This is a genomic window from Sphingomonas sp. Leaf339 (assembly GCF_001426195.1).
GTDB lineage: Bacteria > Pseudomonadota > Alphaproteobacteria > Sphingomonadales > Sphingomonadaceae > Sphingomonas.
In genome coordinates, this window is the sequence record NZ_LMRS01000001.1 from 908,844 (window position 1) to 929,890 (window position 21,047).

Below are 21,047 nucleotides of genomic sequence, written 5' to 3' on the forward strand. Positions count from 1 at the left end.
GGCATGAGAATGTGGGAGAGGGGTGGTCTTACGACTGCCCCTTACTCCGGCGGCAATTCCTTGGCCACCGCGCCTTCACCCGCCTGCAACCCGTGCCGCATCAGCATCGGCAGGTTCGCGATCGCGAAACCCAGCGTCAGCGGGATCGCGCCCCACAGCTTGAACCCCACCCAGAAATCCCAGCCGGCGTTGCGCCAGACGATCTCGTTCAGGATCGCCATGGCAACGAAGAATATCATCCAGTTGCGCGTCAGCTTGCGCCAGCCGAGCGCCGACAGGCCTGGATAGGCGGAACCCAGCAACCCCTCCAGCAACGGTCGCCCGGTGACGAGGCCGAAGCCCAACACACTGGCGAAGGTGGCATACACGATGGTCGGCTTCATCTGGATAAAGCGGGGATCGTGGAAATAGACGGTCAGGCCGCCGAATATCACGACCAGCACACCCGAAATCCACAGCATCGGTGATACGCTGCCCAGCTTCACGCGCGACACGACGATAGCGATGACCGTGGCGATGATGAAGGCGGTGGTGGCGCAGATCACGCGCGCGATCACCAGCGCGCCGACGCGGTCCATGTCGTTCAGCCAGCCGCTGAACTGCGCCACCAGCCGCATCATCGGTTCGGCGGGGGCGAGAAAGTTGACGAGGAAGAACACGACCAGCGGCGCGTAATCGACCGCCATCCGGATGCCGGCTGAGCCCTCACGCAGTTCGACGGTCCGGCTTTTTGCGTCGTCGACTATATTCGACCTGATTGTCACTTCTTCACCCCCTCGACACCGGCGATGATCCGGCTGACCTCGTTCGCGTCGAACGGCCTAAGATCAGTCATCCCCTCGCCGATGCCGATCGCATGGATCGGCAGGCCGAAGCGTTCGGCCGCGGCGACCAGCACGCCGCCGCGCGCGGTGCCGTCCAGCTTGGTCATGACCAGACCGGTGACGCCGGCGACGTCCTTGAATACCTCGATCTGGTTCAGCGCGTTCTGGCCCGTGGTGGCGTCCAGCACCAGTACCACGTCATGCGGTGCCGCGGGGTTCAGGCGGCCGAGGACGCGGCGGATCTTGGACAGCTCGTCCATCAGCTCGCGCTTGTTCTGCAACCGCCCGGCGGTGTCGACGATCAGCACGTCGATGCCCGTCGCGGTCGCCTGCTTCACTGCCTCGTACACGATGCCGGCCGCGTCGCCGCCCTCCTTGCCGGTGACGATCGGTACGCCGACCCGGTCGGCCCAGGTGCGCAACTGGCCGATCGCGGCGGCGCGGAACGTGTCGCCCGCGGCCAGCATCACGCCGTAATCCTGCTCCATGAACAGATGTGCCAGCTTGGCGATCGTCGTCGTCTTGCCGGACCCGTTGACGCCGATCACGAGGATCACTTGCGGCCGGGGAAAGGCATCGATCTCCAGCGGTCGTGCGACCTTGACCAGCGCCTTCTCCACCTCCTCCGCGACGACGAGGCGGATGCCGAGTTCCTCCATGTTCCGCTCGAAACTGCCCTCGGCCAGCCGGGTGCGGATATGGCCCGCCGTCTCGGGGCCGAGATCGGAGGCGATCAGCGCCTCCTCGATCTCCTCCAGCGTGTTATCGTCCAGCCGCGCGGTGCCGAGGCCGGCGAGGTTGCCGACCAGCCGGTCGGATGTCCGCCGGAAGCCACCGAGCAGCTTGTCATGCCAGGAGGGAGTGGTGCTCATACCGTGGTTCCGATGAGATGGGTGTCGGTGGCGCCGGTGATCGCGGCGCGGATGATGGTGCCGGGTTCGGCATGGGCGGTCAGGTGGATGTCGGCGAAGTCGTCGGCATGGCCGCGCGTGCCGGGTCGCTCGACCAGCACGGTGCGGACGGTGCCGACCTGCGCCGCCAGCCATGCGGCACGGCGCGTCGCCGCTGCCTGCCGCAACAGGCCCGCGCGCTCGCGCCGCACGACCGGATCGACCTGCGGCATCCGTGCGGCGGGGGTGCCGGTGCGCGGCGAATAGGGAAAGATATGCGCGTGGACGATGTCGCAATCGGCGATCAGTGCCAGCGTATCGGCGAACATCGCGTCATCCTCGGTCGGGAAGCCGGCGATCAGGTCCGCACCGATCGCCACATCGGGCCGGCGCGCCTTGATCCGCTCCACCAGCGCCACCGACTGGGCGCGGGAATGGCGGCGCTTCATCCGCTTCAGGACCATGTCGTTGCCGGCCTGTAGCGACAGGTGGAGATGCGGCATCACCCGCGTCTCGCCCGTCACCAGATCGAACAGCCGGTCGTCGATCTCGACCGAATCGAGCGACGATAACCGCAACCGCATCAGGCCGGGCACGCCGCGCAAAATGCGCTCGACCAGCAATCCGAGCGACGGCGCGCCCGGCAGGTCGTGACCATAGCTCGTCAGATCGACACCGGTCAGCACGACCTCGCGGTGGCCGGCATCGACCAGCGCCGCGATGTGATCCACGACCGCGCCGGCCGGGATCGACCGGCTGGACCCACGCCCCTGCGGGATGATGCAGAAGGTGCAAGCGTGGTCGCAGCCGTTCTGCACCTCGACGAAGGCGCGGGCATGGCCGTCGAACAGGGTGGCGGGCAGGGCATCGGTGCGGCCCCAGCTGGCGGGCAGCAGCTTGGCGTCGTTGGCGACCACGCGCTCGACCTCCGGCATCGCCGCGAAGCTCGCCGGATCGATCGTCGCGGCGCATCCGGTGACGACGATCGCTGCGCCCGGCCGGTCGCGCGCGGCGCGGCGGATCGCGGCGCGGGTCTGCTTCACGGCCTCGTTCGTCACGGCGCAACTGTTGACGACGACCATGTCCCGCCCCGCGATCAGGGCGCGGATCGTTTCGCTTTCGGCTATGTTGAGGCGACATCCGAGGCTGACCACCTCGGCCGCAGGAGGAGGCGACATGATCGGCGATTTAGGGGCGCACGACGCGCAAGTCCACGACCAGCCACGCGAACAGGCCGGCGCGATACGGGACTTCTGGTTCGCGCTGACCCCGGAGGAGCATTTCGCGAAGAGCGAGGCGCTCGATGTGACCATCGCCACCCGGTTCGGTGCATGGCGCGACGCGGCGCTGGCATCGGGCGCGGCGGGGTGGCGTGACGATCCACAAACCTTGCTGGCCGCGATCATCCTGCTCGACCAGTTTTCACGCAACATCCATCGCGGCACGGCGGAGGCGTTCGCGGCCGATCCGCTCGCTTTGTCGCTGACGCATGACGCGATCGCGCGGGGGTGGGACGGCGACTATACCGATGACGAGCGCGTCTTCCTCTATCTGCCATTGATGCATGCCGAGGATGCGACGACGCAGGATTTGTGCGTCGAGAAATATGCCGCATTGGGTCGCGAGAACAATCTGGCCTTCGCGCGCGATCATCGCACGGTGATCCAGCGGTTCGGTCGCTTCCCCGGCCGCAACGACGCGCTGGGGCGGGACAGCAGCGACGCGGAGCGGCGATATCTGGAGGAGACGGGCGGCGGCTGGTAGCCGCCGTCCTTGCCAATCCCGTCGCGTTCGCCTATCGGACGGCCCACGTTCGTTGTCGAACGCTGAAGATCAGCACGACCGCCCTTTGCGCGGCGTGCACGCTGGCCGGCGAGTTTTCGCCCGCCGGCGCTTTTGCGTTTGGCGTGTTTAGAGGTTGGTGACACCATGTTCGAGAGCTTGAGCGACCGGCTTGGCGGCGTCTTCGACCGCCTGCGTGGCCGGGGCGCGCTGACCGAGGCGGATGTCCGCGCGGCGATGCGCGAGGTGCGCGTGGCGCTGCTCGAAGCCGACGTCGCGCTGCCTGTCGCGCGCGACTTCGTCGACAAGGTGACCGAACAGGCGATCGGCCAGAACGTCCTGCGGTCGGTCACGCCGGGTCAGCAAGTCGTCAAGATCGTCCACGATGCGCTGATCGCGATGCTGGGCGCCGACGAATCGTCGTTGCTGCTCGATGTCACGCCGCCCGCGGTCGTGATGATGGTCGGCCTGCAGGGGTCGGGCAAGACGACCACGACCGCCAAGATCGCGAAACGCCTGACCCAGGGTTCCCTGACGGGTCGCGAGCGCAAGAAGGTGCTGATGGCGTCGCTCGACGTCAATCGCCCCAATGCGCAGGAACAGCTGGCGACGCTCGGCGGCCAAGTCGATGTCGCGACGCTGCCGATCATCGCCGGCCAGCAGCCGGTCGAGATCGCCCGTCGCGCGATGCAGGCGGCCAAGTTGCAGGGCTATGACGTCCTGATGCTCGACACCGCCGGGCGTCTGCACGTCGATCAGGCGCTGATGGACGAGATGAAGGCGGTCGCCGACATCGCGCGCCCGCAGGAAATCCTGCTCGTCGTCGACTCGCTGACCGGTCAGGACGCGGTCAACGTTGCGCAGAACTTCTCGGATCAGGTGCCGCTGACCGGCATCGTGCTGACCCGGATGGACGGCGATGCGCGTGGCGGTGCCGCGCTGTCGATGCGCGCCGTCACGGGCAAGCCGATCAAGTTTGCCGGCACCGGCGAAAAGTTGGATGCGCTGGAGGCGTTCCATCCGGAACGCGTCGCCGGCCGTATCCTCGGCATGGGCGACGTCGTGTCGCTGGTCGAGCGCGCCGCCGAATCGATTCAGGTCGAAGACGCCGAGCGGATGGCCATGAAGATGGCCAAGGGCCAGTTCGACATGGAGGATCTGCGCGGTCAGCTGGCGCAGATGCGTCGGATGGGCGGGCTTGGCGCGCTGGCCGGCATGATGCCCGGCATGAAGAAGGCGCAAGGCGCGCTCGCCGCCCAGCCGGGCAGCGACAAGATGCTGATCCATATGGATGCGATGATCGGGTCGATGACCGCCAAGGAGCGCTCGAAGCCCGAACTCATCAACGCGAAGCGCAAGATCCGCATCGCCAAGGGTTCGGGCACCACGGTTCAGGAGGTGAACAAGCTCCTGAAGATGCACCTCGAAATGTCCACCGCCATGAAGAAGATCAAGAAGATGGGCGGGCTGAAGGGCATGATGGCGATGCTGGGCAAGGGCGGCATGGGCGGCGGCATGGCCGGGCTCGGCAATGCCATCGGCGGCGCTGGGATGGGCGATCTGATGAGCAAGGCGGGGGGCGGGCTTCCCGGCCTCGGCGGTGGTGCCGATGGCATGCCCAAGCTGCCACCCGGCTTCGAAGGACTTCTCAAGAAGAAATAACGACCTGCCCGATCCCGCTGCGGCGGCGAGAGGGCTTATCCAACCAACATGTCCCGGCGCGTGCCGGGACCACGATATCAAGAAGGAATAATATCATGGCCATCAGCATTCGTCTGTCGCGCGGCGGCTCCAAGAAGCGCCCGTACTACCGCATCGTCGTCGCCGACGCGCGCGCCCCGCGCGATGGCAAGTTCATCGAGAAGATCGGCAACTACAACCCGCTGCTTGCCAAGGATGCCGAGAACCGCGTCGTGCTCGATGCCGACCGTGCGAAGCATTGGCTGTCGGTCGGCGCACAGCCCACCGACCGCGTTGCCCGTTTCCTCGATGCCGCCGGCCTGCGTGAGCGTGCCGCTCGCCAGAACCCGAACAAGGGCAAGCCCGGCGAAAAGGCCACCGAGCGCGCCGACGAGCGGGCCGAAAAGGTGAAGGCAGCCGAGGAAGCCGCCGCCGCCGCCAAGGCCGCGCCGGCCGCTGAGCCGGAAGCCGAGACGACTGAGGCACCTGCCGAAGCGACCGCCGAGTAAGCAGCCGATCCGCGTCATCATGCGTTATCCCGCTATCCAGCAGGAGCACGCATGATGACGATGGATACGAACCCCACCCCCGACCCCCGCACTGCGCCCGACGACATGGAGGACGCAACGAACAAGGGTCGATCGGCCGAGCAGCCCGCCGAGGGCGGCGATGGTACGCCTCCGGAGAATGATGGCTCCCCCCACCAACGCTGATCCAACGCAGCCTGTCACGCTAGCCGCCGTCATCGGCGCGCACGGTATCGCAGGTGAGGTGCGCCTGAAGGTCTTCGCGGAGGACTTCGGTGCGCACCACAGCTTTAACGACGGCGCTCTGACCCTCACGTCGTTACGCCATGGCGGCAACGGTGCGATCGCTCGCTTTACGCAGGTGAAGGATCGCACTGCGGCCGAGGCGCTGCGCGGCACCACTCTCACCGTCCCGCGTGGTGCCTTGCCGCCGTTGGGTGAGGGCGAATATTATCACGCCGATCTGCTTGGCCTCATGGCTGTGACGCCAGAAGGCGAACTGCTCGGCACCGTCATCGCCGTCGACAATTTCGGGGCAGGGGATGTCATCGAGATTGAACGGCCGACCGGGAAGCGTTTCATGGTGCCGATGCGGCCGGAGGCGGTGCCTGAGTGGTCACCGGAACGATTGGTAATCGAACCGCTATTCGTAGAATGAGTTGGCCTCGACCGATTAACCGGAGTGGCTGAATAGGTCTGCTTGGAGATGCAGATAGCGCTGATTGAAATCTCCGATGCTGCGCAATTGCTCCCATCCGGGAAAATTGATCTTCCGCTTCGTGCGTGAGATCAGACCGCCGATTTCCAACTCCTTCAGCATCCGGTTCACATGAACTGATGTGAGGCCCAGCGCGTCGCCCAGCCGCTCCTGCGTCATCGGCAGAACGTAGCCATACTCGTCAATCAGGTCGGCCGCTTCCAATCGCGCGCCAAGCTCGCAGAGCAGATGTGCCGTACGTGTAAGCGCATTCCGGCGTCCGACATTGACGATCCATTCGCGGGAAATCGCTGTCTCCGCCAGCATGTTGGCGAACAGCGCATGTCCCACCGCCGGCCGGGTCTTGACCAGATGTTGCAGGTCGGCCCGCGCGATCACTGCGATATCGCCGCGCGTCAACATCTGGACGCTGTGATCTGCGACGTCGAGCGCCAGATAGTGCAGATCGATCGGATCACCGGGAATATGCAGCGCGACGATCTGCTGCGTCCCGTCGCCGGTCAGCTTCTGGCGAAAGGCGAAACCGGCCATCAGCACGAAACATGATCCCGGCCGCTCGGCTTCCCGGATCACATAGGTTGATGCCTCCAGGGTCCGTACCGTGACCGGTAACGCGGCCATCAACCGGCAATCATCGGCATCTAGTGGGGCGCGCAGCGAAAGATTCCGAATCAGCGACTGCAGAGGATTCGGAGGAGCACTCATCATTATTTCCCGCGTAAGGGCGGGAGCACGAAGCATCTCTCGGTCGCCAAAGCCCGGATATCCGTTCAGCGATGAACGTCCATAACATGTCCGCGCGACGGCTCGGCAAACAAAAGTCTGATGCAGTATCTTAACATGGACCAATTGTTCGGGCAGCATAGATGTCGAAAATGGATGGCGCCTAATATCGTATCGCTAGCGGCAAGTATGGCGGGAGATTTTCCTAGTTAAAGCAATGGCATCCACGGTATTCATGCCATTCGTGATATCGAAGTCAGTCACCCGGTTGACTGGCCGGCGACCGCGACCATCACATCGGGATAATTCATCGATCGACGTCAACGATGACGAGCTGCGAAGGTTTTCGGATGCGATTTCCAGATCCAAAAACGGCCGTCAGCGCCTGATCGGCCGCTGATCCCCCAGCATGTTGCGGATCGTGGTGGCCGCGACGCCTGCCTCACCCATAGCGTGACTGATCTGGTCGAGCCCCTTCACCACATCCCCGGCCGCGAACAGGCCGGGGATCGAGGTGCGCTGGTGATCGTCGACTTCCAGGCATCCCTCCGCGGTTGCGCGCGCGCCGGCCGCTACGGCCAACTCGGACCGGATCACCGATCCCATCGCCGGATACACACTGTCGAACGACATTCGGCCCGCCGCCGTGTCGAACACGAAGCGGTCGCCCTCGATCGCAAAGCCGCCGCAAGGTCCGGCGATCCGCACGATGCCCGCATCGTCCAGTGCGGCGGCGCACGCATCGTCCAGCGCCATGTCGGCATCCGGGCTGACCAGCGTCACGTCCCGTGTGTAACCGCGCAGGAACAGCGCCTCCTTCATGCCATGCTGCCCCTTGCCGACGATGCCGACGCGTTTGTCTGTCACCTCATATCCATCGCAGATCGGGCAATAGCGTAACAGGCCAGCACCCAAGGCGCGGCTGTGCAGTCCGGCATCCATCTCGGGCCGATTGTTGACGACCCCTGTCGCCAGCAACACCGATCGTGTCCTGACGCTGCGAGCGCCGATGCGTACTATAAAGCCATCGCCATCGGGCTCGATCGCCGTCACCGTCGCCTCTTCGCGCACCGCGCCAAATCGCTGTGCCTGTTCCTGCATCAGGCGCAGCAGATCCTGGCCGGGGATGCCATCGGGATAACCGGCATGATTATTGGTGCGCGGTATCCACGCGGCGCGGCTGTTACCTGAATCGAACAGCCGGATTTTCAGCCAGAACCTGGCCAGATAGATCGCCGCCGTCAGGCCTGCCGGCCCCGCACCGATGATGACGCAGTCATCCACGCCCTCTTGCGCTGGCCCCGCGTCGGGGGAATGGGGAGCCATGACGTTCATCGCGCAAGTCCTGACGCTGTATCCCGAGATGTTTCCCGGTCCGCTTGGCCTGTCCATCGCGGGTCGTGCGCTTAACGAAGGACGGTGGCGGTGTGATCCGTTGCAGATTCGAGACTTCGCCACCGACCGCCACCGTTCCGTAGACGACACGCCGGCGGGGGGCGGGGCCGGCATGGTGCTGCGTGCCGACGTGGTGGCGCGCGCGGTCGATCATGCCGCCTCCGCCGCGCCCGGCCTGCCGCTGCTGGCGATGACGCCGCGTGGCGTGCCCTTGTCGCAGGAGCGGGTGAGGGCATTGGCGGCCGGCCCTGGCCTTACCGTGTTGTGCGGGCGGTTCGAAGGGTTCGACGAGCGGCTGTTAGAGGCGCGCGGGATCGAACAGGTGTCGATCGGCGACTATATCCTGTCCGGCGGCGAGATGGGGGCGCTGGTCCTGCTCGATGCTTGCGTCCGGCTGCTGCCTGGGGTAATGGGCGCGCCTTCCAGTGGGGATGACGAGAGCTTCGAAAGTGGCCTGCTCGAATATCCGCACTACACCCGCCCCTATGAATGGGAAGGGCGCACGATCCCCGAAGTGCTGCGATCGGGGGATCATGCGAAGATCGCGGCCTGGCGAAAGTCAAAGGCAGAGATCGATACACGGCTACGGAGGCCGGACCTGTGGGAGCGCCATGAGGGCGCTCGGGTCCGATCTCCCTCTGGCGCGCGGCACGATGAGGATTTGAAGACATGAACCTGATCCAGACGCTCGAAGCCGAGCAGATCGCCAAGCTGACCGAAAAGCGCGCAATCCCCGAATTCCGCGCCGGCGACACGCTGCGCGTCGGCGTGAAGGTGGTCGAGGGTGAGCGTACCCGCGTCCAGGCCTATGAGGGCGTGTGCATCGCGCGCTCGAACAAGGGCATGGGTTCCAGCTTCACCGTGCGCAAGATTTCGTTCGGTGAGGGTGTTGAGCGCGTGTTCCCGCTGTATTCGCCGAACATCGATTCGATCGACGTCGTCCGCAAGGGCGCCGTGCGTCGCGCGAAGCTGTATTATCTGCGTGGTCGTACCGGCAAGTCGGCTCGTATCGCCGAGCGCCGCGACACGCGTCCGGCCAAGGGCACGGCCGCAGCCGAGTAACATCGGTTGTCGATGGCTTAGGGAAAGGGCGCGAAGGCTTCGGCCTCCGCGCCCTTTTTCTATTTGCACCATCCGACTGCTGATTAACAAAATAAAGCGAACGGCCTTTGCCGCTATTCGCGGTTTTGTCGATCAGCGAAAACGGCGGAGGAACGCGACGATGTCGCGAACGACCGGCACCCGGTCATGCCAACGCAGGTCATGAACGTCGGTCCGCGATGCCCGCTGATGACCCAGTTCCGGATTGGCCACCAGGGTCAACATGTGGGTATGGTTGGCGCGGAACCAGCTATAGGCACCATCGACATGCATGGGCCCACCTTCCGGACTGCCGGCGGGGCGGCCCAACATCGCCGTAAAGTACTTCGTCAGCATCGCAATCGCATCGCCGCGCACGACGATGAAATGACTACCCATCATGCCGGCATCCGGGTCAGCGTCGAACACCGGCTCTGGCCTCACTTGCTCCAGACCGTCGCCATATTTCAGAACACCGCCATAGAAAATCGACCATGGCTGTTTGTTCGCTGCGGCAACAGCAGAGCTGATTTGGCCAATCTCCTCGGCCGAAAAGCTCAGGTCATCCTCCAGGATCGTCACGGACGGCAAATTGTCCGCTACAGCCGCCTCTAAGATACCGAGATGGCTGAGAAAGCATCCACGCGCCCCGATTGTCGGGAAATCGCCCGCCTCATCGGGGCGGGCCGCGACCTCGAACCGGATATCACCACCGATCGCCAGTCCCAGTTCTGCAAGCTCGTGCTCCATCTCGCGACGCCGGTCGGTCCGGCTCGCGAGATTGATGATGCGGATATTGGGCGACAAGCTCAGCAACGCCTGCCCGGCGTCTCGTCCTACCGTCATGACGTCGATACCCCCCGGTTCGTTTCCGACTACTGATCCAGGAAGCTGCGCATCTTCCGGCTACGGCTCGGGTGCTTCAACTTGCGCAGTGCCTTTGCCTCGATCTGACGAATGCGCTCGCGGGTAACGCTGAACTGCTGGCCGACCTCCTCCAGCGTGTGATCGGTGTTCATGCCGATGCCGAAACGCATGCGCAGCACGCGCTCCTCCCGTGGCGTCAGCGAGGCGAGGACGCGGGTGACCGTTTCCTTCAAATTAGCCTGGATTGCCGCATCGACCGGGATGACCGCGTTCTTGTCTTCGATGAAGTCGCCCAGATGCGAATCTTCTTCGTCACCGATCGGCGTTTCGAGCGAGATCGGCTCCTTGGCGATCTTCATCACCTTGCGAACCTTCTCCAGCGGCATGGAGAGGCGTTCGGCCATCTCCTCTGGGGTCGGTTCGCGGCCCTGCTCGTGCAAGAACTGGCGGCTAGTGCGGACCAGCTTGTTGATCGTCTCGATCATGTGCACCGGGATGCGAATCGTCCGCGCCTGATCGGCAATCGAGCGAGTGATCGCCTGCCTGATCCACCACGTGGCATAGGTGCTGAACTTGTACCCACGCCGATATTCAAACTTATCGACGGCCTTCATCAGGCCGATATTGCCTTCCTGAATGAGGTCGAGGAACTGCAGCCCGCGGTTCGTGTATTTCTTGGCGATCGAGATCACCAGGCGCAAGTTGGCCTCGACCATCTCCTTCTTGGCGATACGGGCTTCGCGCTCGCCCTTCTGCACCATGTTCACGATGCGACGGAACTCGATCAGCGCCATGCCGGTCGCCTGCGAAATCTCGCCGATCTCGGTGCGGATACGATCGACCGCTTCGCCTTCGTTGGTGACGAAGGCGGTCCATTTCTTGTCCAACTTGCCCACGCTTGCCAGCCACGAATCGTCTAGCTCATGGCCAATATAGCGGTCGAGGAAATCCTTGCGCGGCACCTTGTGGCGCTCGGCCAGACGCAACATCTGACCGCCAAGCGCAGTCAGACGACGGTTGAAGGCATATAGCTGATCGACGAGATATTCGATCTTCGCGTTATGGAACTGGACGCTCTCGACCTCGGCGGTCAGGTCCTCACGCAGCTTCTGGTACTTACGCTCGTCCGACGCCGACAGCTCGCCACCGGCGGACATCGAATCGAGACGCGTCTGCTGCAGCTTGGCGAATTTCTTGTACAGCGCCGTGATATTGGCAAACCGCTCTAGCGCGATCGGCTTCAGCTGTTCTTCCATCTGGGCGAGCGAGAGGGTGTTGTCCTCCTCCTCGTCATCCGATGCACGCGGCGTGCGGGCTTCACCCGATTCGTCGTCCTCGTCGGCCGACGGCTCTTCGGGTTCGGCCTCTTCCTTGAACGACGCGCCGGCGGTCTTCTCGCTGATCTCGCCATTCTCGTCGTCCTCGGCGCCTTCGACCTGCTCGGGCGACGGACCCTTTGACAACATCGCGTCGAGATCGAGGATCTCGCGTAGCTGCATCGTGCCTTCGTTCAGCGCGGTCGACCAGTCGATGATCGCGTTGAAGGTGATCGGCGATTCGCACAGGCCGAGGATCATCGTATCCCGGCCAGCCTCGATCCGCTTGGCGATCGCAATCTCGCCCTCGCGCGACAGCAGCTCCACGGCTCCCATCTCGCGCAGGTACATGCGGACCGGATCGTCAGTGCGATCGATCGTTTCCTTCTTCTTTTCCGGCAGCGCGGTATCGGCGGCACCGTCCTCGGCGGCCTCCGGCTCGTCATCGGCGTCGGCGCGCTCTTCGGTCTCGCCATCTTCGCCGGCTTCGTCATTCTCGACGATATTGATGCCCATTTCCGACAGCGCGGACGTCATGTCCTCGATCTGGTCGGACGTCATTTCACCCTGCGGCAGCGCCTCGTTCAACTGGTCATAGGTGATATAACCGCGCTTCTTGGCGCGGGCGATCACCTTCTTGACCGACGCATCGTTGAGATCGATCAGCGGTGCGTCACCCGTATCCGGAGCCTCTGCCGTATCCGCTGTCATGTTAGCCTTCGCCATCAATTACCCTCAGATCCCAACGATCGGGCGTCTTCGTTCGACTGACATAGGTTTGCAAGTCGCATTTCCAACGCCTGTTTCTCTTTCACCAGTGCCACTTGCCGTTCAAACGCCTCATCAGTGAAGCGTGTCTGCATCGCCTGGGTCGCCTGTGCGAGCTGGGCGTCCACCTCGGGCCGGGCGATCAGGATGGCGATCGCCTCGTCGAGGTCTTCACGGGCACGGGTTTCATCACCCAGTCTTTGCGTGAACGTATAGGGCATGGCATCGGCCCGCAGGAGATCGGTGGCGACCTCCCCGAAACCTGACCTTGCCAATATGGTGACGAGGTGCGCGCTATCAAGCGCGTTTGCTTTGCGCCTGTCCTCCAGTGCCAAGTCGACCACCGCCTCAAATAATCGCCCAAGCGCGCCATCGGCCAAACGGAGGCTGCCAAGAACCTCCATATGCCGGGCGATCTCCGCAGGGTGACGGATCAAACCAGCGAGCACCGCCTTCGCAAGAACCGGGTCGATGCCGGTATCTCGTACTGCCTTGGCTTCGCTGGTAACGGGCCCGCTGGTGATCGCCGGACCCGGCCGCCATGGCTGCTTGCCGCGCTGGAACGGGACGAAGGGTTTGCGCTGGGGTGTGAAATGCGTGTCGCACCGGCGGCGGAAGTCGGATTGGTATTCCGACCGCACCGAAGCATCGGCGATACCCGCCGCCAGTTCGCCCAGCCGCCGCTTCAGCCCCGCGCGTTGTTCGGGCGTATCGAGCGGTTCGGCGGCCAGTTCTGCTTGCCAAAGGCGATCGACCAACGGCTGCGGTTCGGCGAGCAACTTCTCCATCGCCGCCGCGCCGCCGGCCTTCACCAGATCGTCCGGGTCCTGCCCCTGTGGCAGCGTCACGAATGACAGGCTGCGACCCGGCGCCAGCATCGGCAGCGCCCGGTGCGCGGCGCGCAGCGCAGCCTTCTGCCCGGCCGCATCCCCGTCGAAACACAGGATCGGCACGTCGACCATTCGCCACAGACGCTCCAGTTGCGCCTCGGTCAGCGCGGTGCCGAGCGGCGCGACGGCCTCACCGATGCCGGCCTGCGCCAGCGCGATGACGTCCATATACCCCTCGACCACCAATACCCGGTCGGCCTTGCGCGCGGCGGAAGCGGCGCGATCGAGGTTGTAGAGCGTGCGGCCCTTGTCGAAGAGCGGGGTGTCGGGGGAATTCAGATATTTCGGTTCGCCCTGATCCAGGATGCGGCCACCGAACGCGATCGTCCGGCCACGCGCATCGCGGATCGGGATCATCAGGCGGCCGCGGAACCGGTCGTACGGCTGCTTGCCCTCGACCTGGATCAACATGCCGGATTCGACCAGCATCGGGTCGCCATAGTCCTTCAGCGCGGTCTTCAGCTTGCCGCGCGAATCGGGTGCGAAGCCCATGCCAAAGGTGCGCGCCGTCTCCGCCGAGATACCGCGCCGGTCGAGCAGCGCCCGCGCCTCGGTGCCGGCCAGCCCGTTCAATTGTTCGGTGAACCATGCCGCCGCGTCGGTCATTGCCTCGTGCAGGCCCTTGGCGCGTTCGGCCTTGGCGGCGGACTGGCGATCCATCGCGGGCAGTTCCATGCCGGCGGTCTGGGCCAGTTCCTTCACAGCATCCATGAACGGCAGGCCGCGCTGGTCGGTCATCCACCGGATCGCGTCGCCATGCGCGGAACAGCCAAAGCAGTGATAGAAGCCCTTGTCGTCGTTGACGTAGAAGCTGGGCGTCTTCTCGTTATGGAAGGGGCAGCAACCGCGCATCTCGCGGCCGGCCTTTTGCAATTTGGTGGTTTTGCCGATCAACGCCGACAACGACGTGCGCGCGCGCAGTTCGTCGAGAAAGGCGGGTGAGAGGCTCATGCGCGCTTTATAACGCCTATGTCGGGTTTACGGCAGAAGAGCAACCATTCCCTTAATTCCCCTCCCGCTCGCGAGAGGGGCGTTTTCCTTACGCCAAAGCGGCCTTCACCAATCCACTCGCCATGCTCATATCCAGCGCCGTCGCATGGCGCGCCTTCAGCTCCGCCATCACCCGGCCCATGTCCTTCATCCCCGTGGCCCCCAGATCGGCCTTGATCGCCTCGATCGCCGCGCTGGTTTCTTCGTCGGTCAGGCGCGTCGGCAGGAAGCGTTCGATCACCGCGACCTCGGCCATTTCCGCCGCGGCCAGCTCGGGCCGGTTGCCCTGTTCGTACATCGCGAACGATTCGCGGCGCTGCTTCACCATTTTCTGCAGCACCTCGACGACCAGCGCGTCGTCGTCGGCGGGGGCCACGCCTTCGCGGCTTTGCGGGGCACGGGCCTCGATGTCGCGATTCTTCAGCGCGGCCTGAATCAGGCTCACGGCGGCGCGGGTTTCCTTGTCGCCGGCCTTCATGGCGGCGATCTGGGCGGATTTGATGTCGTCTCGAATCATGATGCGCGGCCCATAGCAGATTGACGGCGAGGGTGGGCGTCTTTAGCGGGCGGGGCTTAGCGACATCGCTGATCCAAAGGAGTGCCCGCCGCATCATGGCCGACGCCACGACATTTGCCGCGCCCGTCGCATCCGCGCCCCCGCAGCCAGAGGGCGCGACCGGCGTTCTCGTCCTCGCCAATGGTGACGTGATCTGGGGCCGTGGCTTCGGCGCCGAGGGGGAAGCGGTCGGTGAGGTGTGCTTCCACACCGCGATGACCGGCTATCAGGAGATCATGACCGACCCGTCTTTCGCGGGCCAGATGATTACCTTCACCTTCCCGCATATCGGCAATGTCGGCGCGAATCCCGACGATGTGGAGGCGGATGCCACCCACGCGCTGGGTATGATCGTACGCGAATACCCGACCGCGCCGTCAAGCTTCCGCGCGATGGAGAATCTCGACGGCTGGATGCGCCGCCATGCGCGCATTGGTCTCGCCGGTATCGACACACGCGCTTTGACACGGCGGATCAGAACGGGCGGTGCGCCGAACGGCGTGATCGCTCATTCGGCGACGGGGACGTTCGATCTCGCCCTGCTGCTTGATATGGCGCGCAGTTGGCCGGGTCTGGAGGGCATGGACCTCGCCAAGACCGTATCGACCGAAACGCATTATGGCTGGCAGGGCGGCCTCTGGCGCCTCGGTTTCGGTTATGCGGACGACGAACAGGGCGATCGCCCGCACGTCGTGGCGCTGGATTATGGCAGCAAGCGCAATATCTTCCGCAACCTCGTTCAGGCGGGCGCGAAGGTGTCCGTCCTTCCCGCCACCGCCAGTTTCGATCAGGTGATGGCGCTCAAGCCCGATGGCATCTTCCTGTCGAACGGTCCCGGCGATCCCGCTGCGACCGGCGAATATGCCGTGCCGGTGATCCGCCAGTTGCTGGATACCAAGCTGCCGCTGTTCGGTATCTGCCTTGGTCACCAGCTACTCGGTCTCGCGGTCGGCGCGACGACGACCAAGATGTTCCAGGGCCATCGCGGCGCGAACCACCCCGTCCAGCGTCGGAGCGACGGTGCGGTCGAGATCACCAGCATGAACCACGGCTTCTCGGTCGAACGCGACAGCCTGCCCGCCGGCGTGACGGAGACGCATGTGTCGCTGTTCGATGGCTCCAACGCGGGTCTGGAGATCGACGGTGGCCGGGCGTTCTCGGTGCAGTATCACCCCGAGGCATCGCCGGGGCCGCAAGACAGCTTCTATCTGTTCGAGCGGTTTGTAACCTCGCTGAAGGACGCGACCTGATGCTGGAGGTCGCTCGCTTCCGTATCAAACTAGATTGCGTTGGAGCGGCCTTGCGTGATTTTCGACGTGCAGTTGATAAGCCGGTGGTCGTTACACCTCGTCACGATGGTGCAGCCCTGATCGAATCTCCTCACCGTCTTTATCCAGACGCTTCGGTGAGTGCCGGCGTTTTTTGCATTGAACACTCCCCGATCATCGGCGTGATCGGCGGCTCGCCTTTCGAGGACAACTAATGCCCAAACGCACCGACATCTCCTCCATCCTCGTGATCGGCGCGGGGCCGATCGTCATCGGTCAGGCGTGCGAGTTCGATTATTCGGGCACGCAGGCGATCAAGGCGTTGAAGGAGGAGGGCTATCGCATCGTCCTCGTCAACTCCAATCCCGCCACGATCATGACCGATCCCGAGCTGGCAGACGCCACCTATGTCGAGCCGATCACGCCGGACGTCGTCGCCAGGATCATCGAGAAGGAGCGGCCCGACGCCGTTCTGCCGACCATGGGCGGCCAGACCGCGCTCAACACCGCGCTGGCGCTGTTCCGCGACGGCACGCTGGAAAAGTTCGGCGTGCAGATGATCGGCGCCGACGCTGATGCGATCGACATGGCGGAAGACCGGCTGAAGTTCCGCGATGCGATGGATCGCATCGGTCTTGAAAGCGCCCGCTCCGCCATCGCGCATACCGAGAAGGAAGCGCTGGACGGCCTTGAGAAGGTTGGGCTTCCCGCTATCATCCGGCCCAGTTTCACGATGGGCGGCTCGGGCGGCGGCATCGCCTATAACCGCGCTGAATTCCTCGCGATCGTCCGCAGCGGGCTGGACCTGTCGCCGACGACCGAAGTCCTGATCGAGGAATCGCTCCTCGGCTGGAAGGAATATGAGATGGAGGTGGTGCGCGACCGCAAGGACAACGCGATCATCATCTGCTCGATCGAGAATGTCGATCCGATGGGCGTCCATACCGGCGACTCGATCACCGTTGCGCCAGCGCTGACGCTGACCGACAAGGAATACCAGATCATGCGCAACGCATCGATCGCGGTTTTGCGTGAAATCGGCGTGGAAACAGGCGGTTCCAACGTACAGTTCGCGGTGAATCCGAAGGACGGCCGCCTGATCGTCATCGAGATGAACCCGCGCGTGTCGCGCTCGTCCGCGCTGGCGTCGAAGGCCACTGGCTTCCCGATCGCCAAGGTCGCGGCGAAGCTGGCGGTGGGTTACACGCTCGACGAGATCGAGAACGACATCACCGGCGCTACGCCGGCCTCGTTCGAACCAACCATCGATTACGTCGTCACCAAGATTCCTCGCTTCGCCTTCGAGAAGTTCAAGGGCGCTGAGCCGACGCTGGGCACCGCGATGAAGTCGGTCGGCGAGGTCATGGCGATCGGCCGCAACATCCACGAATCGATGCAGAAGGCGCTGCGCGGTCTGGAAACGGGCCTGTCCGGGTTCAACAATGTCGACTCACTGGTCGGCGCACCGCGCGGCCAGATCGAGGCGGCGCTCGCCTCGCCGACGCCCGACCGCCTGCTGGTCGCGGCGCAGGCGTTACGCGAAGGCTTCACCGTCGCCGAGGTCCACGCGATCGCCAAGTACGATCCCTGGTTCCTGGAACGGATCGCCGAGATCGTCGCGGCGGAGGCCGAGGTGATGGAACACGGCCTGCCGATCGACGCCCCCGGCATGCGCCGCCTGAAGGCGATGGGCTTCAGCGACAAGCGACTCGCCTGGCTAGCGCTGCAATCCGCCAATCTGCGCGGCATGACGCGTGGTATCGCGCGCGGATCGGGCCTGATCCACGAAGTCGTGAAGGCGATGACCGGCGGCGTGACGGAGGACGAGGTACGCGCGCATCGCCTGAAGCTGGGCGTGCGCCCCGTTTTCAAGCGGATCGACACCTGTGCGGCCGAGTTCGACGCGAAGACGCCGTATATGTATTCGACCTATGAGGCGCCGACCTTTGGCGAGCCCGAGGACGAATCGATGCCGTCGGACCGCCGCAAGGTCGTCATCCTTGGCGGCGGACCGAACCGGATCGGGCAGGGGATCGAGTTCGATTACTGCTGCTGCCACGCCTGCTTTGCGCTGGCGGATGCCGGCTACGAAACGATCATGGTCAACTGCAATCCGGAGACGGTAAGCACCGATTACGACACGTCGGACCGCCTGTATTTCGAACCGCTGACCGCTGAGGACGTTCTAGCGATCCTCGATGTCGAGAAGTCGCGCGGCGAGCTGGTCGGCGTGATCGTGCAGTTCGGGGGCCAGACGCCGCTCAATCTGGCGCGCGCGCTCGAAGCCGCCGGTATCCCGATCCTGGGCACCACGCCGGCCGCGATCGATCTTGCCGAGGATCGCGAGCAATTCGCCGCCCTCATCAACAAGCTGGGCCTGCTCCAGCCATCGAACGGGATCGCGCGCAGCCGGGACGAGGCGCTGATCGTCGCGGACCGGGTTGGCTATCCGGTGCTGATGCGGCCGAGCTTTGTGCTGGGTGGTCGCGCGATGGAGATTGTCGATGGCCCGTCGCAGCTTGAGAATTATATCCAGACCGCCGTCCAAGTATCTGGCGATGCACCGGTTCTGATCGACCAGTATCTCCGCGACGCGATCGAGGTCGATGTCGACGCGATCTGCGATGGCGAGGACGTGGTGGTCGCGGGCGTGCTGCAGCATATCGAGGAGGCGGGCGTCCATTCCGGCGATTCAGCTTGCTCGATCCCGCCCTACAGCCTGTCCGCCGGAATCATCGCCGAGATCGAACGCCAGACCGAAGCACTGGCGCACGCGCTGTCTGTCGTCGGCCTGATGAACATCCAGTTCGCGGTAAAGGACGGGAAGGTCTATCTGATCGAGGTCAATCCACGTGCGTCACGCACCGTGCCGTTCGTCGCAAAGGCGATCGGCGTGCCCATCGCCAAAATCGCCGCGCGGGTGATGGCGGGTGAGAAGCTGCGCGACCTGCCTCCGATCGATCGCCATATTGATTACGTCGCGGTGAAGGAGGCGGTATTCCCCTTCAACCGCTTTCCCGGTGTCGATCCAGTGCTCTCACCGGAAATGCGGTCCACCGGCGAAGTCATGGGGATCGCGGCGGATTTCACCACCGCGTTCGCCAAGTCGCAGCTAGGCGCCGGCACGATCCTGCCGACCGAAGGCGCGGTGTTCGTCAGCGTGAAGGATGGTGACAAGCCCCAGATCGTGCCAGCGATGCGCGAGTTGATCGACAAGGGCTTCACCGTCGTCGCGACCGGCGGTACCGCTGATTATCTGGAAAGGGCCGGCCTGGCGGTCGAGCGGATCAACAAGGTGGCGCAGGGGCGACCGCATATCGTCGATCGCATCGCCGATGGCGGCATCGCGCTGATCTTCAACACGACCGAGGGCTGGCAGTCGCTGAAGGATTCGAAACCGATCCGTCAGGCCGCGCTGGCGGGTCGCATCCCGTATTTCACGACCGCTCCCGCGAGCGTGCAGGCAGCACACGCGATCGCGACCGGTGCGGGCGTGCTTGAAGTACGGCCCTTGCAGTCCTATTATTCGCAGTCGCACAACTGATCCCGAAAGTAACGTGATGTGCGGGCGACCCTGACGGGTCGTTCGGGGATAGACTGAATTGGGGACTACACATGGCGACCGTCGAAAAGATGCCGATGCTCCAGGAGGGCTACGAAACGCTCACCGCGGAGCTGAAGCGTCTGAAAGCCGAGCGGCCGCATATCGTCGATGCGATCGAGGAAGCCCGTGCGCATGGCGATCTGTCGGAAAATGCCGAATATCACGCCGCCAAGGAGCAGCAGGGCCAGAATGAGGCCACGATTTCGGATATCGAGGATAAGCTCAGCCGGGCGCAGATCATCGACCCGCGCGACCTGTCCGGAGACAAGGTGGTATTCGGCGCGACCGTAACGTTGCTCGATGATGACGACAAGCCGGTGAAATACCAGATCGTCGGTCAGACCGAGGCGAACGCGAAGACCGGGCGTATCAGCTACAATTCGCCGCTGGGCCGCGCGCTGATCGGCCGCAAGGTCGATGAGGATGTCGAGGTGTCGGTGCCTGCGGGCGATCGTTACTACGTCGTGTCCAAGATCGAATTCATCTGACGATGTGGCGCGAAGGGCGGGCAACCGCGGCGATCGCCGCCACCACCGTTCTCGTGTCGGCGTTGCTAATCCTTAGCGGAACGTTGCCGACGGCAGCGGTCGGCTGGGGCTTTATTCCGTTGCGGTTCGAAGGCGCGCCGCCGCCCGGCCATCTGTTCATGGCGCCGCTATGGCTCACGCCGCTCAGTGCGACGTTGATCCATGGCGGCTGGATGCATCTAGGCTTCAACATCCTGATGTTCGTCTATTGCGGGCAGCAGACCGAGCGCGTGCTGGGCGCCGGCGGCATTGTTGTCCTGTACTTGATCGGCGCCTATGCGGCGGCGGCCGTGCAATGGTCGTTCGAACCGCTCTCCGCCCAACCGATGATCGGGGCGAGCGGCGCAATTTCCGCGATCATCGGTGCCTATGCGATCTTGTTCGGGCAACGGCGCGCGAAGCGGCTAGGCCCGATCCCGGCTTATATCATGCACGTTGCGTGGTTGGCGGCGTCGTGGATCGGCATTCAGTTGCTGATCGGGCTAGCTGGCATGGGCGGCGTATCAGTGGCGATCGGCGCGCATATCGGCGGGTTCGTGGCTGGCGTATTGTTGGCGCGCCCGCTGCTGGGCTGGCGCTACCGCCGGGCGTGACTGCTTGCGGCAGACATTTCGGCTAAAGATCGATTGTCGTAATCATCAC

The 21,047-nt window shown here is 64.1% G+C and carries 21 protein-coding genes; 12 read left to right on the forward strand and 9 right to left on the reverse strand.

The window, feature by feature from the left end; all coding sequences use genetic code 11:
• Positions 1-41 precede the first annotated feature (41 nt).
• From ASG67_RS04280 to mtaB, 3 genes are all read right to left on the reverse strand, one after another.
• On the reverse strand, positions 42-686 hold the full coding sequence (locus ASG67_RS04280; protein WP_056526528.1) for an inner membrane-spanning protein YciB: 645 nt from the start codon (positions 684-686) through the stop codon (positions 42-44).
• Positions 687-760: 74 nt separating this feature from the next.
• On the reverse strand, positions 761-1,696 hold the full coding sequence (gene ftsY / locus ASG67_RS04285; RefSeq protein WP_056525611.1) for a signal recognition particle-docking protein FtsY: 936 nt from the start codon (positions 1,694-1,696) through the stop codon (positions 761-763).
• Entirely contained in the window at positions 1,693-2,892 is a 1,200-nt protein-coding gene (gene mtaB, locus ASG67_RS04290; protein ID WP_056525614.1) for a tRNA (N(6)-L-threonylcarbamoyladenosine(37)-C(2))-methylthiotransferase MtaB, read from the reverse strand. The genes ftsY and mtaB overlap by 4 nt, the downstream gene beginning before the upstream one ends.
• Between mtaB and ASG67_RS04295 the strand changes: the two genes are divergently transcribed.
• From ASG67_RS04295 to rimM, 5 genes are all read left to right on the forward strand, one after another.
• The gene (locus ASG67_RS04295) at positions 2,891-3,478 is read left to right on the forward strand and encodes a DUF924 family protein (RefSeq protein WP_056525617.1); all 588 of its coding nucleotides are present in this window, start codon (positions 2,891-2,893) and stop codon (positions 3,476-3,478) included. The two genes, mtaB and ASG67_RS04295, sit on opposite strands and share 2 nt — an antisense overlap.
• A 165-nt stretch (positions 3,479-3,643) precedes the next feature.
• On the forward strand, positions 3,644-5,158 hold the full coding sequence (ffh, locus tag ASG67_RS04300; protein WP_056525619.1) for a signal recognition particle protein: 1,515 nt from the start codon (positions 3,644-3,646) through the stop codon (positions 5,156-5,158).
• Positions 5,159-5,253: 95 nt separating this feature from the next.
• Positions 5,254-5,685, forward strand: coding sequence for a 30S ribosomal protein S16 (rpsP, locus tag ASG67_RS04305; protein WP_056525622.1), 432 nt, complete (start codon positions 5,254-5,256; stop codon positions 5,683-5,685).
• 51 nt (positions 5,686-5,736) lie between these two features.
• The gene (locus ASG67_RS18715; protein ID WP_156460624.1) at positions 5,737-5,889 is read left to right on the forward strand and encodes a hypothetical protein; all 153 of its coding nucleotides are present in this window, start codon (positions 5,737-5,739) and stop codon (positions 5,887-5,889) included.
• Positions 5,867-6,361, forward strand: coding sequence for a ribosome maturation factor RimM (gene rimM, locus ASG67_RS04310; protein ID WP_056526531.1), 495 nt, complete (start codon positions 5,867-5,869; stop codon positions 6,359-6,361). Before ASG67_RS18715 ends, rimM begins: the two co-directional genes overlap by 23 nt.
• A 15-nt stretch (positions 6,362-6,376) precedes the next feature.
• Here the strand turns inward: rimM and ASG67_RS04315 are convergent, their stop codons facing one another.
• On the reverse strand, positions 6,377-7,285 hold the full coding sequence (locus ASG67_RS04315) for a Crp/Fnr family transcriptional regulator (RefSeq protein ID WP_235535038.1): 909 nt from the start codon (positions 7,283-7,285) through the stop codon (positions 6,377-6,379).
• Between the two features lie 237 nt (positions 7,286-7,522).
• Positions 7,523-8,470 (reverse strand): NAD(P)/FAD-dependent oxidoreductase, encoded by a 948-nt coding sequence (locus ASG67_RS04325; protein ID WP_056525629.1) that lies wholly within the window; start codon positions 8,468-8,470, stop codon positions 7,523-7,525.
• Here ASG67_RS04325 and trmD point away from each other — a divergent pair.
• Positions 8,469-9,212 carry a tRNA (guanosine(37)-N1)-methyltransferase TrmD gene (trmD, locus tag ASG67_RS04330; RefSeq protein ID WP_056525632.1) on the forward strand — a complete coding sequence of 248 codons (744 nt, stop codon included), beginning with the start codon at positions 8,469-8,471 and terminating at the stop codon, positions 9,210-9,212. The two genes, ASG67_RS04325 and trmD, sit on opposite strands and share 2 nt — an antisense overlap.
• Entirely contained in the window at positions 9,209-9,601 is a 393-nt protein-coding gene (gene rplS / locus ASG67_RS04335; protein WP_056525635.1) for a 50S ribosomal protein L19, read from the forward strand. The genes trmD and rplS overlap by 4 nt, the downstream gene beginning before the upstream one ends.
• 132 nt (positions 9,602-9,733) lie before the next feature.
• Here rplS and ASG67_RS04340 read toward each other — a convergent pair whose 3' ends face one another.
• The 4 genes from ASG67_RS04340 to ASG67_RS04355 all read right to left on the reverse strand — a co-directional run bounded on the left by ASG67_RS04340 (position 9,734) and on the right by ASG67_RS04355 (position 14,967).
• The gene (locus ASG67_RS04340) at positions 9,734-10,465 is read right to left on the reverse strand and encodes a glycosyltransferase family 25 protein (protein ID WP_056525638.1); all 732 of its coding nucleotides are present in this window, start codon (positions 10,463-10,465) and stop codon (positions 9,734-9,736) included.
• Positions 10,466-10,494: 29 nt separating this feature from the next.
• Positions 10,495-12,528, reverse strand: coding sequence for an RNA polymerase sigma factor RpoD (rpoD, locus tag ASG67_RS04345; RefSeq protein ID WP_056525641.1), 2,034 nt, complete (start codon positions 12,526-12,528; stop codon positions 10,495-10,497).
• The gene (gene dnaG / locus ASG67_RS04350; protein WP_056525644.1) at positions 12,528-14,411 is read right to left on the reverse strand and encodes a DNA primase; all 1,884 of its coding nucleotides are present in this window, start codon (positions 14,409-14,411) and stop codon (positions 12,528-12,530) included. The genes rpoD and dnaG overlap by 1 nt, the downstream gene beginning before the upstream one ends.
• Before the next feature lie 88 nt (positions 14,412-14,499).
• On the reverse strand, positions 14,500-14,967 hold the full coding sequence (locus ASG67_RS04355; RefSeq protein ID WP_056525648.1) for a GatB/YqeY domain-containing protein: 468 nt from the start codon (positions 14,965-14,967) through the stop codon (positions 14,500-14,502).
• A gap of 95 nt (positions 14,968-15,062) precedes the next feature.
• Between ASG67_RS04355 and carA the strand changes: the two genes are divergently transcribed.
• The 5 genes from carA to ASG67_RS04375 all read left to right on the forward strand — a co-directional run bounded on the left by carA (position 15,063) and on the right by ASG67_RS04375 (position 20,998).
• Positions 15,063-16,256, forward strand: a complete 1,194-nt coding sequence (gene carA / locus ASG67_RS04360) for a glutamine-hydrolyzing carbamoyl-phosphate synthase small subunit (protein WP_056525651.1) — start codon at positions 15,063-15,065, stop codon at positions 16,254-16,256.
• Positions 16,256-16,489 (forward strand): hypothetical protein, encoded by a 234-nt coding sequence (locus tag ASG67_RS18720; RefSeq protein WP_156460626.1) that lies wholly within the window; start codon positions 16,256-16,258, stop codon positions 16,487-16,489. Before carA ends, ASG67_RS18720 begins: the two co-directional genes overlap by 1 nt.
• Positions 16,489-19,818, forward strand: coding sequence for a carbamoyl-phosphate synthase large subunit (carB, locus tag ASG67_RS04365; RefSeq protein ID WP_056525654.1), 3,330 nt, complete (start codon positions 16,489-16,491; stop codon positions 19,816-19,818). Before ASG67_RS18720 ends, carB begins: the two co-directional genes overlap by 1 nt.
• A gap of 71 nt (positions 19,819-19,889) precedes the next feature.
• Positions 19,890-20,366, forward strand: a complete 477-nt coding sequence (greA, locus tag ASG67_RS04370) for a transcription elongation factor GreA (protein WP_056525657.1) — start codon at positions 19,890-19,892, stop codon at positions 20,364-20,366.
• A gap of 2 nt (positions 20,367-20,368) precedes the next feature.
• On the forward strand, positions 20,369-20,998 hold the full coding sequence (locus ASG67_RS04375) for a rhomboid family intramembrane serine protease (protein WP_056525660.1): 630 nt from the start codon (positions 20,369-20,371) through the stop codon (positions 20,996-20,998).
• Positions 20,999-21,047 lie beyond the last annotated feature (49 nt).

Excerpts from the sequence above, each read along its gene's own strand:
- ASG67_RS04280 (WP_056526528.1), bottom strand. The coding sequence starts at position 686 with ATGGCGGTCGATTACGCGCCGCTGGTCGTGTTCTTCCTCGTCAACTTT.
- ftsY (WP_056525611.1), bottom strand. The coding sequence starts at position 1,696 with ATGAGCACCACTCCCTCCTGGCATGACAAGCTGCTCGGTGGCTTCCGG.
- ASG67_RS04295 (WP_056525617.1), top strand. The coding sequence starts at position 2,891 with ATGATCGGCGATTTAGGGGCGCACGACGCGCAAGTCCACGACCAGCCA.
- mtaB (WP_056525614.1), bottom strand. The coding sequence starts at position 2,892 with ATGTCGCCTCCTCCTGCGGCCGAGGTGGTCAGCCTCGGATGTCGCCTC.
- ffh (WP_056525619.1), top strand. The coding sequence starts at position 3,644 with ATGTTCGAGAGCTTGAGCGACCGGCTTGGCGGCGTCTTCGACCGCCTG.
- rpsP (WP_056525622.1), top strand. The coding sequence starts at position 5,254 with ATGGCCATCAGCATTCGTCTGTCGCGCGGCGGCTCCAAGAAGCGCCCG.
- ASG67_RS18715 (WP_156460624.1), top strand. The coding sequence starts at position 5,737 with ATGATGACGATGGATACGAACCCCACCCCCGACCCCCGCACTGCGCCC.
- rimM (WP_056526531.1), top strand. The coding sequence starts at position 5,867 with ATGGCTCCCCCCACCAACGCTGATCCAACGCAGCCTGTCACGCTAGCC.
- ASG67_RS04315 (WP_235535038.1), bottom strand. The coding sequence starts at position 7,285 with ATGCTGCCCGAACAATTGGTCCATGTTAAGATACTGCATCAGACTTTT.
- trmD (WP_056525632.1), top strand. The coding sequence starts at position 8,469 with ATGACGTTCATCGCGCAAGTCCTGACGCTGTATCCCGAGATGTTTCCC.
- ASG67_RS04325 (WP_056525629.1), bottom strand. The coding sequence starts at position 8,470 with ATGGCTCCCCATTCCCCCGACGCGGGGCCAGCGCAAGAGGGCGTGGAT.
- rplS (WP_056525635.1), top strand. The coding sequence starts at position 9,209 with ATGAACCTGATCCAGACGCTCGAAGCCGAGCAGATCGCCAAGCTGACC.
- ASG67_RS04340 (WP_056525638.1), bottom strand. The coding sequence starts at position 10,465 with ATGACGGTAGGACGAGACGCCGGGCAGGCGTTGCTGAGCTTGTCGCCC.
- rpoD (WP_056525641.1), bottom strand. The coding sequence starts at position 12,528 with ATGGCGAAGGCTAACATGACAGCGGATACGGCAGAGGCTCCGGATACG.
- dnaG (WP_056525644.1), bottom strand. The coding sequence starts at position 14,411 with ATGAGCCTCTCACCCGCCTTTCTCGACGAACTGCGCGCGCGCACGTCG.
- ASG67_RS04355 (WP_056525648.1), bottom strand. The coding sequence starts at position 14,967 with ATGATTCGAGACGACATCAAATCCGCCCAGATCGCCGCCATGAAGGCC.
- carA (WP_056525651.1), top strand. The coding sequence starts at position 15,063 with ATGGCCGACGCCACGACATTTGCCGCGCCCGTCGCATCCGCGCCCCCG.
- ASG67_RS18720 (WP_156460626.1), top strand. The coding sequence starts at position 16,256 with ATGCTGGAGGTCGCTCGCTTCCGTATCAAACTAGATTGCGTTGGAGCG.
- carB (WP_056525654.1), top strand. The coding sequence starts at position 16,489 with ATGCCCAAACGCACCGACATCTCCTCCATCCTCGTGATCGGCGCGGGG.
- greA (WP_056525657.1), top strand. The coding sequence starts at position 19,890 with ATGGCGACCGTCGAAAAGATGCCGATGCTCCAGGAGGGCTACGAAACG.
- ASG67_RS04375 (WP_056525660.1), top strand. The coding sequence starts at position 20,369 with ATGTGGCGCGAAGGGCGGGCAACCGCGGCGATCGCCGCCACCACCGTT.